Genomic DNA, 18,027 nt, shown 5'->3' on the forward strand with positions numbered 1-18,027 from the left:
GCAATTGGCTGAATTCATATTAAATGCAGCGGATTTCGGTGTTCCTGGAGATGGTAAAACGGATTCGACAGAACGGATTAATCAGTGCCTCAGTACAGCTGTTTCGAAAGGCTATCATACTGTCTGGTTTCCAAAGGGAACATATTTAATAGACGCAACGCTTGGCGGAGATCTTAATCAGAGGTTTCGAAACGCGGGGATCATTGTTCCCGGCAACCTTGAGATTATGATGGACCCCGAATGTATCATGAAAGTGATACCGAATAGTTCGTGGGGTTATTCCGCATTTTATGTAGGCAAGCAAGAGAATATAACCATTTCCGGAGGACAAATTATCGGCGAACGGGATGAGCATACGTATGCCTCGGCGGGGATAAGGTCAACTCATGAATGGGGCTTTGGCATATGTATTGAAGGATGCTCGAATGTTGTCATTGATGATGTGAAAATTTCTGATTTTACCGGCGATGGGATCATAGTCAGCCCAAGGGGATTAAAGACCAATCAAGATTATCGAACGTCAGAGCAAATTATCATCCGCCGCTGTGAGGTTCGGCGGTCAAGGAGAAATAACATTTCCATTACCGGATGTGACATGGTCACGGTGGAGGAATGCTTGATTGAAGATGCCGGAACGGGGAATGGAACAGCCCCGAAATTCGGAATTGACATTGAAGGATATGGCGAAGGTGACGTTGATTATGAGGAACCGATTAATGTATCAATTCGCAATAACCACTTTGTTGGAAACGTTTCAAGTTCTGTGACCAATTTTAACGGGTATGGCATTTTAATAGAAGGAAATCACTCAGACAATACAATCAGCTACGGATATGGGACGCAAACAGTGATCAAGGGCAATATTCTGAGACGCCCTGAAGACGCGGCGGCTGCGCCAAGAGTCGGGATAACCGGACTCGGTGTATCACAAGGAAAAGAGACCAGTGATGCAGTGATCGCTGGCAACCTCATTACCGGATTTTCAACTGGAATTGATGTCAGGGGAAAGAGCGTTCTTGTGACGAACAACAAAATCAGCAACTTTGAAAACACAGGGATATTGGTTTATCAGTCTTCCGACGTAAAGGTAGACGGAAACCAAATTCAAAACGGACTGTCTGAAACAAGGCGCAGCATCGGTCTTCGCGCAGTGCTGTCAGATGACATCGCTTTTCTGAATAACTGTCTCATTCAAGTCGTTGACGGTGTGAACGTTTCCGGCGGAAATATGATCATTAAAGATAATCTCCTGAGAAAATTCAGCCGGGGCATTTGGATTGCTCAAGGGAACGCGGTGATTGAAGGGAATACACTGAATCCTGACGCGTTTGAAGCAGTGCCGGAATCATATTCTGTTTCCGTCACAAACAATGCCGGCGCCATCATCAAAAACAATACATTTAAAGAGTTCAAAAATTACCCCATTTATTGCTCCACAAGTGCAAAAACCTCAATTATCGGCAACCACTTAGAGAGATCTCCGCTTTTGGTCACCATCTATATCAGCGCCGGTGTGCATGAGATTTTTGATAATACCATTTCAGTCAACAGAACAATCGGGAATCCGATTGTGATTTATATTAATGGCTCTGCAGGCTCTATCATCTCTGGAAACACCATCAATAACCTCTCCACGGGCACTGCGATAGCTATTCAAACAAACACGGCAACCAATTCCAAAATCATTGGCAACCGCATTTTTAAAGGGACAATCAACAAACACAGCAGTGATACAATAGACGGCAATATGATTGTCTGAAAAAAGCGCCCCCTCTAGGGGTTCTTTTTTTTCGATTTATAGATCACGTACATTTCTCTCACAAGTACTAAAACAAAAAATAAAAGCACGACCCATTCCGCAAATGTTGTCATCTTAAAGCTGGACATATTGTTATAAACGGCTTTTGTTAAACTGAACCCTTGAAGCATGTCCATCAACACAGAAATAGCTAATAAACAAATTAATATGACTCCGGTCACGCCCAATATCTTCATGCTTCATCATCCTCCGCTTTTAGTGTCTATCTTTGACGGAGAAGTTATACCGCATCTAACCCTAATGCATAATCTCAATTTTAAAAGGAAGAATATGAGAAAACGACAAGGAAAGGTATTTGTGTATGCCTTTATTTTCTAAGCGAAAGAACAATACCGATTCAAAAGACAAGCAGAATACAGACGAAAGGAATCAGGAACAGCAGCAAGAAAAAGAAAGGCCGGTTCTCATTTCTCCAAGTTTGGCAAAGAATATAGCGGAAACGAAAAAGGAAGTCGGAAGCAGCTCTGACGTCATCATTCGCGAGATTAAAATCGGGGAGCAGGATCGTGTCCATCTAGCTGTTATTTATATTGCTGGGCTGGTCGATAATAACACGATCCATGAGTCGTTAATCGATCCATTGGTACAGGATGAGTCTATCCAGAATTCCCATGCGATCCAGCAAATTCTTGAAAAAACGCTCCCGCTGGGCGGAGTGAAAGCGGAAAAGAGCTGGGACAAGCTTTTTTCCGAGTTAATGCTCGGCAATGCGCTCATTTTTGCTGATGGCTATGATGAAGCGCTGATTTGCAGCACTCAAGGGGGAGAGCAGCGCTCCATCCAAGAGCCGAGCACCCAGGTGTCATTCCGCGGCCCGCGCCAAGGGTTTACAGAGTCTCTGCAAACCAATATTTCCATGATCCGGCGATACATTAAAAATCCGAATTTATGGGTTGAAAAAATGAAAAAAGGTTCTGTTACGAATACGGATATCGCTCTCATGTACATTCAAGGAATATGTGATGAGAAGGTGCTGAAGGAAGTGAAGCAGCGCCTGGAAAAAATAGATATTGACAGTATTTTGGAATCTGGATATATTGAGCAGCTGATTGAAGATGAAACCTTTACGACGTTTCCGACTATGTATCATACAGAACGCCCTGATGTTGTAGCGGGTAATCTGTTAGAAGGAAGATTCGCAATTATTGTGGACGGAACACCGTTTGTGCTTATTGCCCCGGCCTTATTTGTCCAGTTTTTTCAGTCTGTTGAGGATTATTATTCGCGTTTTGACATTGCGACAAGCATAAGAATTCTTCGTGTTTTAGTCTTTTTCATTTCGCTTGTGGCTCCGGCCGTATACGTGGCAGCCACGACGTTTCATCAAGAAATGATACCGACTCAGCTGTTAGTGGTCATTGCGGCCCAGCGGGAAATTGTCCCGTTTCCGGCTGTTGTGGAGGCGCTGACGATGGAGGTTGCTTTTGAGATTCTGAGGGAAGCGGGAGTCAGGCTGCCCCGGGTTGTCGGCTCGGCAGTGTCAATCGTAGGCGCGCTCGTAATCGGCCAGGCTGCCGTACAGGCTGGTATCGTCTCTCCGGCAATGGTGATTATCGTGGCACTCACCGCGATTGCGAGCTTCGCAACACCGGCGTTTGCAATGGCGATTTCAGCTCGGCTTATTCGGTTTATCTTTATTATTGCCTCAGCTGTTATGGGTTTTTACGGGCTGATTTTAGGGATCATTATGATGTTTGTCCACTTATGCAGTCTTCGTTCATTCGGCGTTCCATATATGTCGCCGCTTGCACCCTTTTCTTCACAAGGCGTAAAGGACGCGCTTTTCAGGGTTCCGTGGTGGGCCGATGAAAAAAGGCCGGAATCGGTCAGTAAGGAAGATAAGGTGCGGCAGGGGCAAGATCAACGCCCAGAGCCGGCCGCTTCACGAGGAATGGTGAACAAAGATTTGGAAGAAGGGGATCAGAATGGTACGTAAATGTCTATTAGCCGTTCTCATGCTTTTGAGCGTCATTGTGCTGCCCGGCTGCTGGGATAAGCGGGAGCTGACGGATCTTGCGATTATCTCGGCGATTGGCATCGATCGGACAAACGACAGCAACTACGTGCTGCATCTTCAAATTATCAATCCAGGAAATGTTGCCGGCGGCCTTCAGGGAGGCGGTGCTGGAGACAGGCCGCCTGTATCTGTCTATTCGATTGAAGGTAACAATATAACGGAAGCACTCAGAAAAGCCTCAATGAAGGTATCACGGCGGCTTTATTTTGCCCATACCAATCTAGTCGTGATCAATGAAAAGCTGGCAAAAGAAGAAGGTTTGGATTTTGTATTAGATAATCTTGACCGGGACACAGAATTCAGGACAACAGCAACATTCGTCGTTGCCCATAAAACAAAAGCAGAAAATATTGTGAAAATCTTGACGCCAATTGATAAAATTCCATCAAATAAAGTCAATAAAACCCTGGATTTCACGGAGGCGCAATACGGCCGGGTGGTCAAAACCAATATTCAGGACGTTTTGAAAACACTTGCCGCCAACACTATGGCACCGGTTATCCCGGGATATATGATGATTGGTGACGATAAAAAAGGAGTCAGCATGGAAAACACGCAGGCGACTGACCCGAAAGCCATTCTCCAGGCAGATGGTTTGGCGGTTTTTGATAAGGCAGGTTATTTAAAATATTGGCTGGAAGATGATGAAAGCGTGGGGGCAGTCTGGCTTATGAATAAGATCCAGCATACGTTTATTAATGCTGACTGGGGCAAGACGAAGGATGCGGTCAGCTTGCAGGTTACCCATCAAGATACAAAACTGGTACCGAAAATGCGGAACGGACGTCCGTACATCCATGTGAAAGTGTCGGTTGAAGGTATTATAGATGCTGTCAAATACCCTTTCCAATTGTCTGATCCCAAGGTGCTGGCCGCTATTGAAAAAGCGCTCAACAAAGAGCTGGAAAGGGAAATCAGCCAAACTGTGAAAAAGATTAAGAAGAATAAAATAGATTTTATCGGTTTTGGTGACACGATATATAGAAAGTATCCGAAGCAGTGGGAGAAAATGAAGGACACATGGGACAAAGAGTATTTGCCTGAACTGCCCATCGATGTGAAGGCCGAGACGTATATCAGAAGGACGGGATTGCGAAACAATCCGATCAAACACCAGTTTAAAGATGATTAGGTCTGAAGAAAGGGGAAGTGACAGATGGAAAAAGCCAGAATAAGCATAAGGCAGCTGTTTGTCATGATTATCATTTTTGAACTGGGCAGCTCCTTATTGATTACACCGGGATCAATGGCGGGCAGGGATGCTTGGATAGCAGTTTTATTAGGCTGTGCGATCGGACTGTTTCTTTTCTATTTGTATCAAGGCATTTATCAATGTTATCCGAATTCTTCTCCGAAAGAATATATGGATGATATGCTGGGAACCAAGCTGAGCTGGCTGTTTTCATTTCTCTATATCTTGTACTTTGCCTATATTGCCGCAAGGGTGCTGCGTGACTTTGGAGAAATGCTGCTGACGTTTGCTTATCATGATACACCTATCATTATTGTAAATGCTTTATTAATGGTAGTAAGCATATATGCCGTAAGAAAAGGAATTGAAGTGCTCGCACGCGCGGCCGAACTTCTTTTCGGGGCCATGTATTTACTGGGCGCGATCGGCCTCGTGCTGATTATTGTCTCAGGCACTATAGACCCGCACAATTTAAAGCCGGTTTTGGCAAACGGCATTTCTCCTATTCTTCACTCTGTTTTCACACAGACCATGTACGTCCCATTTGGTGAAGTTGTTTTATTTGTGATGATTTTCCCTAACCTGAATGACAGAAAAGATGTGAAAAAAATGGGGATGATCGCCATGGCTATCAGCGGATTGATTGTGGCGCTCACCGTGGCGATTAATATCAGCGTGCTTGATGTTGATCTTACACTCAGATCCCAGTTTCCGCTTTTAAGCACGATCCAGACAATCAAGGTCGAAGAATTTTTAGACCGGCTCGATGTCTTTTTTATGCTGGCGCTGATCATCGGCGGCTTCTTTAAGGTCAGCCTCTACTTATATGCCACTGTGGTTGGGACATCTACGCTCTTTAAGGAAAAGAATCCCTCTCAATTGGCTTATCCGATGGGATTGGGCATCTTAATCCTTTCTATAACGATCGCGACTAACTTTTCGGAGCACTTGAATGAAGGCCTGAATGTGGTGCCGCTGTATATTCATTTGCCTTTTCAATTATTGTTTCCGCTCTTTCTGTTTATTGTGGCTGTTTGGAAAAAGAAACGAAGAGAGAAGTCAAAAGGGGCGGAAGCAAAAAAATGATAAAAAGAGCGGGGGGATGCAGCCGCCGCTCTTTTTATGTTCACTTCTATATAAAAGGGGGATATAGGGTGCGCCCCTGTCTGCACTGGCAGAGGCGCGTTTTGTTATACGACTGCGACGTTTTCCTTCACAGTAAAACTTCCTCTTGAAAGTCTGATATTGATGTCTGACACTTTTGCAATTTGTTCATCGTGCGTCACCATAATGACGCATTTATCTTCCTTGTGCGCCAGATCCTGAAAGAGCCGTACGATCTCTTTTGATGTGTCCTCATCAAGGTTTCCGGTCGGTTCATCGGCTACGATAAGATCCGTGTCACAGCAGAAAGCCCTTGTAATTGATACCCGCTGCTGCTGTCCGCCGCTCAGTGTGAGCACTTTTTGCCGGGCTTGTTTTTCGTTGATGCCAACCTTCTGCAGCATGTCAAGCGCATATGATTCTTTGTTCTTTTCTTTAGAACCTGTGATTTCCATAGCGGTTGTGACGTTCTGCAAAGCCGTCATATACGGGAGCAGGTTGTACGCCTGAAAGACGATTGATACATATTGATTTCTGAAATTGGTTAAGCCGATTTTAGAAACCGCTTTTCCGTCGTAAAGGATGTTTCCTTCTTTTGGTGCGTCAAGTCCGCCTGCCAGAGACAGGAAAGTGGTTTTCCCCGTCCCTGATGTGCCGACGATTGTGTAGAATTTGCCTTTTTGAAAGCTGATGTTAATATCCTGAAACAATGGCTGGCTTTTGTCTTTATACCAGTAGCCGACTTGCTGAAATTCTAATAAGCTCATAGGTTCCGCCTCTTTCTATTCCTGTTTTGTCAATATCGTTTTCGGATGAAGCCGCAGTACTGAAATTGACGGCAGCAATGTTGCAATGATTGCGATTAGGATGCCGATCCCGCCAAGAATAAGCATGTCGTTCATAGAAACCGCGACGTTCAGTGAATCGATAACGTCCACGTTTGATGAACTGTGGCCGAACATTCCGCCGCCCATGCCGCCACCGCCGCCGGGCATTTGTCCGCTTGCGGTTTGCGTTGAATCGGTTGATGAACTGATCTGCTGGGATAAAAGCTGATTTCCAAGCTGATTCGCGACGAGATTCCCCGTCACAGATGCAAGGCCGATAGCGATAACGGCCACAATCAGAATCTCAGTCAAGAACTGTCCAATCAATTTCCATCGTTTTTCACCGATGGCCATTAACACGCCCATTTCGTATTTGCGCTCCCTGATTGACATCATGACAATCAGGCCAAGGATGACGGCGCCTGCTACTGATACAAGATACACGACGTTTTTAGAGAAAGAAGCCACATTTTCAATCGGGCCGACCATTTGCTGGTAAAGCTGATCGTTTGTATTCAGTGTGTACGTATCGAAGTCAATTGATGTTTTCTTCGCTGCTTTTACGAAAGCATCCATATTTTTCGCGTCGTCCATATAGTAAACAGCTGAGTCAATCGTATTTTTATAGTCGTCGCCTTTCAGCGCCGCTGTCGCTGTATAAGGTGTATAAAGCTTGTTATAAGGATTTAAGAAAGAGAAATTTTGGGCTTGGTCATCACCTGAAGATGTTGTTTTATAAATACCGACGATCTTCAGCTTTACTGTTGTATCCTCATCCGTTGCTGATTCAATTGTGATCGAATCGCCAACGCTTAAATCATTTTCTTCCGCTAATGTTTCATTGATCACTGTTACTTTTTTGCCGACATCTGATTTTGTAATCGCGCGTCCGTCTGTGATTTTTGAATCTCCGTCAGAGAAATCATCGACTAACGCTGTGCTGATGACACCTTCAATCGAAAGATCGGCTTGCACCATTTGCGGTCCGCCTTGTCCGCCGCCTTGACTGTTTTTAGCATTTGAGTTTGAACTGCTTGAGCTGGAGTCGCTTGAACTAGAGCTTGAGCTTTCAATCGCATCAAAGTTTCCCGCGTTGGCTGAAGCTGATGTGGTGTAATTGTAGCTCTTCACATGATCAAGCGCTGCAAGCTTATTCGCATCAGACACTTTGATCGGTGTGGATTCGAAGCTGCGCTTTTCACCGCTGTCCTGCTGTTTTTCCATTTGCTTTTGGCGGTCAACCTGAAGTGTCACGCTTCCGCCGAGTTCCTGTCTGGCCAGTTCGCTTGACTTTTGTGCTGCCGACTGGATGGTGAGGCCTGATAGAACAAAGACACATATGACTGTAAACACAAATAATTGCAATAACGTTTTTCCCTTTTTAGCCTTCATATTCCAAAAGGCCCGTTTGATAAAGTTCATTTATGTTCCTCCGTATAGGTACTTTGATTGATAAGGCCGCCTCTGGGGCGGGCTTGCTTGTTGATAAATTAATAGTAGTCCAAAGGTATGAAAAAAATATGAACAATCTATTTCTAGTTGATGAAATAAAAACTAACAATTGTGAAACGCAAAACCTTCTGTTTAAAATGGTGCTATTATATAAAAAAGCATCAAAACAATCGGAGGATATAATGAAAATATTAATGATAGAAGATAATGTTAGTGTATGTACGATGACGGAGATGTTCTTTTTTAAAGAAGGTTTTGAAGCGGAATTCGTTCATGACGGGTTAGAAGGGTACCAGCGTTTTACGGAAGAAAATTGGGATCTGATCATTTTGGATATCATGCTTCCATCTATGGACGGCGTGACCATCTGCAGAAAAATAAGAGAGACAAGCACGGTGCCGATTATCATGCTGACTGCCAAAGACACTGAATCAGATCAGGTCATCGGCTTTGAGATGGGGGCGGACGATTATGTCACAAAGCCGTTCAGCCCGCTGACATTGGTTGCCCGCATCAAAGCCGTCATCAGAAGATATAAGGCGACAGGCAAAGCGGTTATTGATGAAGATATGATCGAAACGGAATGCTTTACCATTAATAAGAAGACGAGAGAAGTATTATTAAACGGAGAGCCTGTAGAAAATCTCACGCCGAAGGAATTCGATCTGCTTTATTACCTTGTCCAAAATCCGCGGCAGGTGTTCTCAAGAGAACAGCTGCTTGAGCAGGTATGGGGCTATCAATTTTATGGAGATGAGCGAACGGTTGACGTTCATATCAAACGGCTGCGGAAAAAGCTTGCCAGCGAAGACAAGCCTTTCTTGTATACTGTGTGGGGAGTAGGGTATAAATTTGATGAAGATTAAATATTTATATCAGCTGCTGCTAAGCCACATCAGCATTTTGATTTTAGCGTTTGTCATTATCATTTCTCTGTTTTCCCACTTTGTGAAAGAATTTGCCTATCAAAACAAAGTAGAGGAATTGACGTCATATGCGGTGCAGATCGCAAATGAATTCCAAGCCGGCCAGGTGGACATGCGCAGGCTCTATCCTTATCAGGACATTTTAAGCACAAGAAAGACGCAATTTATCATCTTTAATGAAGAGCAGCAGCCTTATTTTCTTCCTGAAGGCTTTCATCACCCACCAAGGGAACAGCTGAAGAAATCAGAATGGAATAAGCTGAAAAAAGGGCAGACTGTCATGATCAGGGCAGATGGCCGTTTTGATGATGAAGTGTCCCTTGTGGCGCAGCCTATATTTGTTCAGAACGAATTTAAAGGCGCCGTTCTGCTGATTTCTCCGATCAGCGGTGTTGAACAGATGGTCAATCAGGTCAACCTCTATATGTTTTACGCTGTGATCAGCACGCTTGTGATTACGATTCTTGTGAGCTGGCTTCTGTCCAAATTCCATGTCAAGCGGATTCAAAAGCTGAGAGAAGCGACAGATAAAGTGGCTTCCGGCGATTATGACATCCATTTGGAAAACAGCTACGGGGACGAAATCGGCGTACTGGCGTCTGACTTTAATATCATGGCGAAAAAACTAAAGCAGTCAAGGGATGAAATCAATCGCCTTGAGAAGCGGAGAAGGCAGTTTATCGCTGACGTGTCACATGAATTAAAAACACCGCTGACGACGATCAACGGTTTGGTTGAAGGGCTGAACAGCCATACGATTCCTGAGGATAAGAAGGATAAATGCTTCTCGCTGATCAGTGAGGAAACGAAGCGCATGCTGCGGCTCGTAAAAGAAAATCTGGATTATGAAAAAATCAGATCCCAGCAAATTACCTTGAACAAGCTAAACGTTCCTCTGATCGAGGTGTTTGAAATCGTGAAAGAGCACTTGCAGCAGCAGGCGGAAGAAAAACAAAACAAGCTGATGATCCAGGTAGAGGATCACGTCATCGTACATGCCGATTATGACCGGTTCATTCAAATTCTCGTCAACATTACGAAAAACAGCATCCAATTTACGAAAAACGGTGACATTTGGCTGCGCGGAATGGAAGGTTATAAAGAGACGATTATTGAAATTGAAGACACGGGTATCGGCATTCCAAAAGAGGATATTGAGCATATTTGGGAGCGGTTCTATAAAGCAGATATTTCAAGAACGAACACGGCATACGGTGAATACGGACTCGGTCTCTCGATCGTCAAGCAGCTTGTTGAAATGCACCAGGGCACAGTAGAAATCAAGAGTGAAGAAGGGAAAGGCACAAAGTTCATCATCCGCCTTCCTTTAACGGCAAAACAGCAATAGCATACAGGGCGGCGGCATCATCTGATGGAGCCGCCTTTTTTGCACACCGCTTCGGTTTATTGCGTGCTCCCGAAAACAAAGATTGCGTGTTTTTCGGGTTGGGACGGTCTATAAACATGATAAAATATGACATAAACAGTTTTTGATGGGAGAGGGTGAAGGAATGAAGAGCGGGGTAATTCCTTCTTCAGCGGTCGGTCAAAAAATTAACGAGTGGTACAGATATATCCGGACATTCAGCGTGCCGGATGCCGAAGTGTTAAAAGCTGAAATCCAGCAGGAACTGAAACACATGCAGCATGATTCCAACTTGCTGCTTTATTATTCACTAATGGAATTCCGGCACCAGCTTATGCTGGATTATCTTGAGCCGTTAGAGAAATTAAATATCGAAGACCAGCCAAGCCTGTCTGAATTATCAAGAAACATTGACAGCAACCAGGCAGATCTCAAAGGGCTGCTCGACTATTACGTGAATTTTTTTCGCGGAATGTATGAGTTTGATAAGCGGGAATTTATTTCTGCCATTACATACTATAAACAGGCGGAGAAAAAGCTCTCCTTTGTCGCAGACCATATTGAACGGGCTGAATTCTATTTTAAAATCGCGGAAGCTTATTATTATATGAAGCAAACGTATTTTTCATTGATTAATATAAAAAACGCCTATGAAATTTACGTGGAGCAGGAAACCTATAATGTGAGAATCATTCAATGCCATTTCGTGTTCGGGGTCAACCTGATGGATGAAAGAAATTTCGAACAAGCCGCACGCCATTTCAAATTGGCGCTCAATATGGCCCAAGCGGAACAAAAAGCCCAGCTGGTCGGAAGAGCATACTACAATCTCGGATTATGCTATTACAATCAAGACCTTCTAGGCCCTGCCATTGATTACTTTGAAAAAGCGGTCTCCACGTTTGAAAGCAGCAGGATCGTCAATTCTCTCCCGCAAGCCTATTTTTTAATCACCCTGATTTATTATAAACAGGGAAAACATGATAAAGCTTCGGAATATCACAAGCGGGGCTATGAATATGCTAAAGAAACAGACGATGCAGACTATGCCGTAAAATTTGAGTTTTTGAAATCCCTATATCAGGATCAGCCCAATGAAGAAGGAATCGAACGATGTTTCCAATACTTAAAAAATAAAAATATGTACGCTGATATAGAGGATTTAGCCCTAGAAGTAGCAAAATATTACTATGAACAGAAATGGTTTAAACTGTCTGCTTCCTACTTTCTACAAGTTGAAGAGGCAAGAAAACAAATACAAAGGAGTGAAGGTTTGTATGAAATTGAAATCTAAGTTGTTTGTTATTTGTTTGGCCGCAGCCGCGATTTTTACAGCGGCTGGCGTTTCTGCTAATGCGGAAGCACTCGACTTTCATGTGACAGAAAGAGGAATGACGTAAGAACAAGCCCCTTCTCATTAGCGAGAAGGGGTTTTTCTTTTCAAAAACACCGCAAGACATAGTCTTGCGGTGCCGCCTTCATGGAGATTACGTTTATTTAGTAGCCTCCTACAAATGCAGTTCCCACAATGATCAAGAGGATAAATAACACAACAATCAAAGCGAAAGAAGTTCCGTAACCTGACATTTTGTGCACCTCCTTGCGAGATTGCTTCAGCAAATGCTGCAAAACTGTGGCGGACAGGGTTCCGCAGAGACGGTCAGCAGCTTAGTAGCCGCCAACAAACGCAGTCCCTACGATAATTAAAAGAATAAACAATACAACGATTAAAGCGAAAGAACTGATGCCGCCGTAACCGCCGCCGTTAGAGTATCCTGACATAAGGTTTCACCTCCCTATGAAGGATACTATAAGATATGCTGAACCGATCCATTTGGCAGGGATAATAGTGGACAAGAGAAAAAATGAACAATTCGGCTATATGAAGGTGATATAAAAAATAGCGGGCGCTGCCGCCCGCTATTTATGTACGATTAAGAGATTAATACGCCCGCGAAAAATTCCTGGTATAACGCTTGAACGGCTTTTCTTTCTTCGGCTTCTTTTACGCCAAACATCATGCTCACTTCAGAAGACCCCTGATTGATCATTTCGATATTCACCTGTGCCTCTGATAATGCTTTGGCGGCTCTTGCCGTTGTACCGACATTGTGGCGCATCGCTTCCCCTACAACCATAATCAGGGCGAGATGATGCTCCACGATGACTTCATCGGCATGCAAATCCTCTTCGATCCGTTTGATGACGCTGCGTTCAGTGGCGGCATCCATTTGCCCCTGCCGTAAAATGATCGTCATGTCATCGATTCCCGAGGGAACATGCTCATACGTCAAACCATGCTCCTCCAGGATTTGAAGGGCTCTGCGGCCAAAACCGATTTCTCTGTTCATGAGATATTTGCTGATATAAATGCTGCAAAAACCGGTGTCGCTGGCAATGCCGACGACAGGCCCGTTTGTGTTATCCCGCTTGCTGACGACGCGGGTGCCTTCGGCTGAGGGGTTGTTCGTATTTTTGATCTGAACAGGAATCCCCGCTCTGAATGCCGGAATGAGCGCTTCATCATGAAACACTGAAAAACCCGCGTAGGACAGCTCCCGCATCTCTCTATATGTCAGCTCGCTGATTTCCTTTGGATTCTCAACGAAGGACGGATTGACAGAATACACAGCGTCTACGTCTGTAAAGTTTTCGTACAAATCGGCTTGTAGTCCGTTGGCAAGAATCGAACCGGTAATATCAGAACCGCTCCGTGAGAATGTGATCACATCGTCATCCTTGCTGAATCCGAAAAAACCGGGAAAAATGATGAGTCCGTCACGTTCCCGAAGACGATAGAGGTTTTGATAGGATTCAGGAAGAACTTGCGCGTTGCCGGGTTCATTTGTCACAAAGAGGCCGGCATCCTTCGGGTTTACATACTCCGCTTTGACGCCTTTATAGCGGAAATAAGCGGCGATCAGCTTGGCATTGTTATCCTCTCCGCTGGCCTTGACTGCGTCAAGGTATTGTTCGGGATTGCTTTTATCTCCTTCTAAAAGCGTAAACAGATCATCTCTGATTTTTTCGATAATGCCTTGCCCCAGCTGAAGCTCAGTGGCGATGAGAGCGTACCGTTCCACAACCGCTTCCGCCAGTTCAGGTGCGCTGCCTGATGCCAAATATTGTTCTGCACATGCGATTAAGAGATCAGTCACTTTCGTATCCTCGGCATAGCGTTTTCCCGGAGCTGAAACGACTACAGCTTTCCGTGCCGGGTCTGAGGTAACGATGTGAAACACCTTGTCAAGCTGGGCGCCTGAAGCAAGTGAGCTGCCTCCGAATTTAACGACCTTCATGTTTACATCTCCTAATGTTTAAAATTTTCACACAAATTTAGTATTTATTATCTCTCTTTCAGTACTGTAAATCAAGGGGTAATTTCTTTCTGGAGAGAACATTTGTATTTTTCACGAGGAATAATGTCAGGTTTGCTGACCGTATACCTGCGTTATAAAGATAAATATGGTAAACAGCCTAACGTTTTGGGATGGAAAATGGTTAGAATGATTAGTAAAATGGATAAATGACTAGGTTAATATTTTTAAAGAATATTGACTAACCCTAGAAAAATGGTAATATGTAAATGATAATGATAATCAATTACTATATGGCCATATTGTTTTGAGTCCTTGCGGAGTAGGAGATACGTTCTTTTTGCTGTAAGGATGTAAGGAGGCAGCATGAAGCTACGTTACTTATTTATTCTACTTATCATATTAGCAGTCACATCTGTATTTATCGGTGTAGAAGATCTGTCGCCGCTTGATCTCTTCGATTTAAGCAAACAAGAGGCGTCAACGCTGTTTGCAAGCCGTTTGCCGCGATTGATCAGCATTGTCATCGCGGGATTAAGCATGAGCATCTGTGGTTTGATTATGCAGCAGATCAGCAGAAATAAATTCGTGTCACCGACGACGGCGGGCACGATGGATTGGGCGAGGCTCGGCATTTTAATTTCCTTGCTGCTGTTTACATCCGCCAGTCCTTTAATCAAAATGCTGGTCGCGTTTGTCTTTGCCCTTGCAGGAAATTTTCTGTTTATGAAAATCCTTGAAAGAATCAAGTTTAACGACACCATCTTTATTCCGCTTGTCGGTTTAATGCTCGGGAATATCGTCAGTTCAATCGCGACATTTATCGCATATAAATATGACTTGATCCAGAATGTGTCATCATGGCTGCAGGGAGACTTCTCTTTAGTCGTGAAAGGAAGATACGAGCTTCTTTATCTGAGTATTCCGCTCGTCATCATTGCCTATGTGTATGCGGATAAATTCACATTGGCCGGTATGGGTGAAAGCTTTTCTGTCAACCTCGGCCTCAAGTATAAACGGGTTGTGAACATCGGGCTCATTATCGTGTCCCTGATCACGTCTCTTGTCATTTTGACTGTCGGTATGCTGCCGTTTCTCGGTTTAATCATCCCGAATATTGTATCGATTTACAGAGGAGACAATCTGAAGAGCAGCCTGCCGCATACTGCGCTGTTGGGAGCGGTTTTTGTGCTGTTTTGCGATATACTGGGCAGAATCATTATCTTCCCTTATGAAATCTCGATTGGCCTGATGGTCGGAATCATCGGCAGCGGCATTTTCCTGTTTATGCTGTTAAGGAGAAAAGCCTATGCGTAACCAGATGAAAATAGCTTTGCTCGTTGGTTTAGCCATTGTATGTATAGGCTTGTTTTTGTTTTATGACTTAGGCAATTGGGATTACACCCTGCCGAGACGAATCAAAAAAGTCGCTGCCATTGTGCTGACGGGGGGAGCGATTGCGTTTTCGACCATGATCTTTCAAACGATTACGAACAACCGCATCCTGACGCCGAGCATTTTGGGCCTTGATTCTCTCTACATGCTGATTCAGACTGGCATTATCTTTTTGTTCGGTTCTGCGAATATGGTCATCATGAATAAAAACATCAACTTTATCATCTCTGTTCTGCTGATGATACTGTTTTCTCTTGTTTTGTATCAGATCATGTTCAAGGGTGAGGGGAGAAATATCTTTTTCCTTCTGCTTATCGGAATCGTGTTTGGCACGCTGTTCAGCAGCCTGTCTTCTTTTATGCAGATGCTGATTGATCCGAACGAGTTCCAAGTTGTGCAGGACAAGATGTTTGCCAGCTTTAACAATATCAATACGGATTTGTTATGGCTCGCGTTCATCATCTTCCTGCTGACAGGCGTTTATGTCTGGCGTTTTACAAAATTTTTCGATGTGCTGTCGCTCGGACGCGAGCACGCCGTGAATTTGGGCATTGACTACGACAAAGTGGTGAAGCAGATGCTGATCGTGGTTGCGATTTTGGTTTCTGTTTCAACAGCGCTAGTCGGGCCGATTATGTTTTTAGGCCTTCTGGTCGTCAACCTGGCGAGAGAATTCCTGAAAACATATAAGCATTCATACTTAATCGCAGGCTCCGTTTTCATCAGCATCATTGCGCTGGTCGGAGGGCAGTTTGTGGTTGAGAAAGTGTTTACCTTCTCAACGACGCTGAGCGTCATTATTAATTTTGCCGGCGGGATTTATTTTATCTACTTGCTGTTAAAGGAGAATAAATCATGGTAGAGGTCAGAAATGTAAGCAAACAATATGGCGGGAAAGTTGTTCTTGAAGAGACGTCAGTCACGATTCAAAAGGGCAAAATCACCTCGTTTATCGGTCCTAACGGCGCCGGCAAAAGTACGCTGCTGTCTATCATGAGCCGCCTGATCAAAAAGGATTCCGGCGAGATTTACATAGACGGACAAGAGATTGGAGCATGTGACAGCAAAGAGCTTGCCAAGAAAATGAGCATTTTGAAGCAGGCGAACCAAATCAATATCAGGCTCACGATCAAAGACCTCGTCAGTTTTGGCAGGTTTCCGTACTCACAGGGCCGGCTGACAGAGGAAGACTGGGTTCATATCAACCAGGCGCTTAGCTATATGAAGCTGGAAGACATTCAAGACAAATACTTGGATCAGCTGAGCGGCGGACAGTGCCAAAGGGCATTTATCGCCATGGTCATTGCCCAGGACACAGATTATATCTTTCTGGATGAACCGCTGAACAATCTGGATATGAAACACTCAGTTGAAATTATGAAACTGCTGAAACGGCTGGTAGAGGAGCTTGGAAAAACGATCGTGATCGTCATTCACGATATCAATTTTGCTTCAGTCTATTCTGACTATATCGTCGCTTTGAAAAACGGCCGAATCGTTAAAGAAGGACCGCCTGAAGAAATGATAGAAACATCAGTGCTTGAGGAAATCTACGATATGACCATCCCGATTCAGACGATTGATAATCAAAGAATAGGTGTCTATTTTTCTTAATATATAGAAGAGGTGAAGAGCATGAAAAAGTTCGCATTACTATTCATCGCTTTGGTGACGGCAGTTGTGATTTCTGCATGCGGAAACCAAAGCACAAGCAGCAAAGGTTCTGATTCTAAGGAAGAACAAATCACGGTGAAACACCAGCTGGACAAAAACGGAACAAAAGTACCGAAGAGCCCTAAAAAAGTTGTCGTATTTGACTTTGGAAGCTTAGATACATTAGATAAACTTGGACTTGATGATAAAGTAGTGGGACTGCCGAAACAAGCCCTTCCTAAATATCTGTCCAAATTCAAGGATGACAAATATGCTGATGTCGGAAGCTTAAAAGAGCCAGACTTCGAGAAAGTGGCAGATTTAGACCCTGACTTGATCATTATCTCAGGAAGACAATCTGAGTCTTACAAAGAATTTTCTAAAATTGCGCCGACAATTTACCTTGGCGTAGACACAGCGAAGTATATGGAATCATTTAAGTCTGACGCAGAAACAATCGGTAAGATCTTCGATAAAGAAGATGAAGTGAAGGATGAACTCTCAAAAATCGATCATTCAATCGCAGATGTAAAGAAAACGGCTGAAAAGCTTAACAAAAACGGTCTCGTCATCATGGCGAATGACGGGAAGATCAGCGCATTCGGTTCTAAATCAAGATATGGCCTGATCCATGACGTGTTCGGCGTGACACCGGCTGATAAAAACATCAAAGCGTCTACTCACGGACAAAGCGTTTCTTACGAGTACATTTCAAAAACAAACCCGGATTACCTGTTTGTCATTGACCGCGGTACAGCGATCGGTGAAACATCATCTACTAAACAAGTCGTTGAAAATGATTATGTGAAAAATGTAAACGCAGTGAAAAATGATCATGTCGTCTACCTTGATTCTGCTACTTGGTACTTATCAGGAGGCGGTCTTGAATCTATGGCGCAAATGATCAAAGAAGTGAAAGACGGTTTAGAAAAGTAAAACCAAAAAGAGCCTCCGCTAAA

18 protein-coding genes are annotated in these 18,027 nt (G+C 44.0%); 12 read left to right on the top strand and 6 right to left on the bottom strand.

Annotated elements, in window-relative coordinates; genetic code table 11:
* Window positions 1-4 precede the first annotated feature (4 nt).
* Window positions 5-1,759: a right-handed parallel beta-helix repeat-containing protein gene (locus tag AC07VD_RS17420; protein WP_124060090.1), complete on the top strand. Its 1,755-nt coding sequence runs from the start codon at window positions 5-7 to the stop codon at window positions 1,757-1,759.
* Between the two features lie 14 nt (window positions 1,760-1,773).
* On the opposite strand, the gene AC07VD_RS17425 is transcribed toward AC07VD_RS17420, so the two are convergent.
* Window positions 1,774-1,995 (bottom strand): YczF family membrane protein, encoded by a 222-nt coding sequence (locus AC07VD_RS17425; RefSeq protein ID WP_015715241.1) that lies wholly within the window; start codon window positions 1,993-1,995, stop codon window positions 1,774-1,776.
* Between the two features lie 125 nt (window positions 1,996-2,120).
* Here AC07VD_RS17425 and gerKA point away from each other — a divergent pair, with 125 nt between their 5' ends.
* From gerKA to gerKB, 3 genes are read left to right on the top strand one after another with little or no spacing between them, the layout of a single operon-like run.
* Window positions 2,121-3,755 carry a spore germination protein GerKA gene (gene gerKA / locus AC07VD_RS17430; protein WP_185184449.1) on the top strand — a complete coding sequence of 545 codons (1,635 nt, stop codon included), beginning with the start codon at window positions 2,121-2,123 and terminating at the stop codon, window positions 3,753-3,755.
* Window positions 3,745-4,968 (top strand): spore germination protein GerKC, encoded by a 1,224-nt coding sequence (gene gerKC / locus AC07VD_RS17435; RefSeq protein WP_032726537.1) that lies wholly within the window; start codon window positions 3,745-3,747, stop codon window positions 4,966-4,968. Before gerKA ends, gerKC begins: the two co-directional genes overlap by 11 nt.
* Before the next feature lie 24 nt (window positions 4,969-4,992).
* Window positions 4,993-6,114, top strand: a complete 1,122-nt coding sequence (gene gerKB, locus AC07VD_RS17440) for an endospore germination permease GerKB (RefSeq protein ID WP_085186764.1) — start codon at window positions 4,993-4,995, stop codon at window positions 6,112-6,114.
* 104 nt (window positions 6,115-6,218) lie between these two features.
* On the opposite strand, the gene AC07VD_RS17445 is transcribed toward gerKB, so the two are convergent.
* Window positions 6,219-6,899, bottom strand: a complete 681-nt coding sequence (locus AC07VD_RS17445; RefSeq protein ID WP_014662766.1) for an ABC transporter ATP-binding protein — start codon at window positions 6,897-6,899, stop codon at window positions 6,219-6,221.
* A 15-nt stretch (window positions 6,900-6,914) separates the two neighbouring features.
* On the bottom strand, window positions 6,915-8,381 hold the full coding sequence (locus AC07VD_RS17450) for an ABC transporter permease (RefSeq protein WP_042977174.1): 1,467 nt from the start codon (window positions 8,379-8,381) through the stop codon (window positions 6,915-6,917).
* A gap of 212 nt (window positions 8,382-8,593) precedes the next feature.
* Between AC07VD_RS17450 and yclJ the strand changes: the two genes are divergently transcribed.
* The 4 genes from yclJ (at window position 8,594) to phrC (ending at window position 12,103) form a co-directional block, all read left to right on the top strand.
* Window positions 8,594-9,277, top strand: coding sequence for a two-component system response regulator YclJ (yclJ, locus tag AC07VD_RS17455; RefSeq protein WP_003246532.1), 684 nt, complete (start codon window positions 8,594-8,596; stop codon window positions 9,275-9,277).
* Window positions 9,264-10,685, top strand: coding sequence for a two-component system sensor histidine kinase YclK (yclK, locus tag AC07VD_RS17460; protein ID WP_086343454.1), 1,422 nt, complete (start codon window positions 9,264-9,266; stop codon window positions 10,683-10,685). The genes yclJ and yclK overlap by 14 nt, the downstream gene beginning before the upstream one ends.
* A 163-nt stretch (window positions 10,686-10,848) precedes the next feature.
* Window positions 10,849-11,997 (top strand): response regulator aspartate phosphatase RapC, encoded by a 1,149-nt coding sequence (gene rapC, locus AC07VD_RS17465; RefSeq protein WP_077671292.1) that lies wholly within the window; start codon window positions 10,849-10,851, stop codon window positions 11,995-11,997.
* A complete protein-coding gene (gene phrC / locus AC07VD_RS17470; protein WP_003224994.1) occupies window positions 11,981-12,103 on the top strand; it encodes a phosphatase RapC inhibitor PhrC in 123 nt (40 codons plus the stop codon). Before rapC ends, phrC begins: the two co-directional genes overlap by 17 nt.
* Window positions 12,104-12,200: 97 nt before the next feature.
* Here phrC and AC07VD_RS17475 read toward each other — a convergent pair whose 3' ends face one another.
* The 3 genes from AC07VD_RS17475 to AC07VD_RS17485 all read right to left on the bottom strand — a co-directional run bounded on the left by AC07VD_RS17475 (window position 12,201) and on the right by AC07VD_RS17485 (window position 14,002).
* Window positions 12,201-12,290, bottom strand: coding sequence for a YjcZ family sporulation protein (locus AC07VD_RS17475; RefSeq protein WP_015482794.1), 90 nt, complete (start codon window positions 12,288-12,290; stop codon window positions 12,201-12,203).
* An 81-nt stretch (window positions 12,291-12,371) separates the two neighbouring features.
* Window positions 12,372-12,485 (bottom strand): YjcZ family sporulation protein, encoded by a 114-nt coding sequence (locus AC07VD_RS17480; protein ID WP_014478831.1) that lies wholly within the window; start codon window positions 12,483-12,485, stop codon window positions 12,372-12,374.
* A 152-nt stretch (window positions 12,486-12,637) separates the two neighbouring features.
* A complete protein-coding gene (locus AC07VD_RS17485) occupies window positions 12,638-14,002 on the bottom strand; it encodes an aspartate kinase (protein ID WP_124060086.1) in 1,365 nt (454 codons plus the stop codon).
* Window positions 14,003-14,386: 384 nt separating this feature from the next.
* On the opposite strand from AC07VD_RS17485, the gene yclN reads away from it, so the two are divergent.
* Genes yclN through yclQ form a run of 4 tightly spaced genes read left to right on the top strand, consistent with a single transcriptional unit; the run spans window position 14,387 to window position 18,004 of the window.
* Window positions 14,387-15,337 carry a petrobactin ABC transporter permease YclN gene (gene yclN, locus AC07VD_RS17490; RefSeq protein WP_014475804.1) on the top strand — a complete coding sequence of 317 codons (951 nt, stop codon included), beginning with the start codon at window positions 14,387-14,389 and terminating at the stop codon, window positions 15,335-15,337.
* Complete coding sequence (gene yclO / locus AC07VD_RS17495) at window positions 15,330-16,277, top strand: petrobactin ABC transporter permease YclO (RefSeq protein WP_003246705.1); 948 nt, start codon at window positions 15,330-15,332, stop codon at window positions 16,275-16,277. The genes yclN and yclO overlap by 8 nt, the downstream gene beginning before the upstream one ends.
* Window positions 16,271-17,029 carry a petrobactin ABC transporter ATP-binding protein YclP gene (gene yclP / locus AC07VD_RS17500; protein ID WP_003234487.1) on the top strand — a complete coding sequence of 253 codons (759 nt, stop codon included), beginning with the start codon at window positions 16,271-16,273 and terminating at the stop codon, window positions 17,027-17,029. The genes yclO and yclP overlap by 7 nt, the downstream gene beginning before the upstream one ends.
* A gap of 21 nt (window positions 17,030-17,050) precedes the next feature.
* The gene (yclQ, locus tag AC07VD_RS17505; protein ID WP_494721883.1) at window positions 17,051-18,004 is read left to right on the top strand and encodes a petrobactin ABC transporter substrate-binding protein YclQ; all 954 of its coding nucleotides are present in this window, start codon (window positions 17,051-17,053) and stop codon (window positions 18,002-18,004) included.
* Window positions 18,005-18,027: the final 23 nt, after the last annotated feature.

The sequence above is a fragment of the Bacillus sp. GW821-FHT01G09 genome (genome assembly GCF_059422205.1).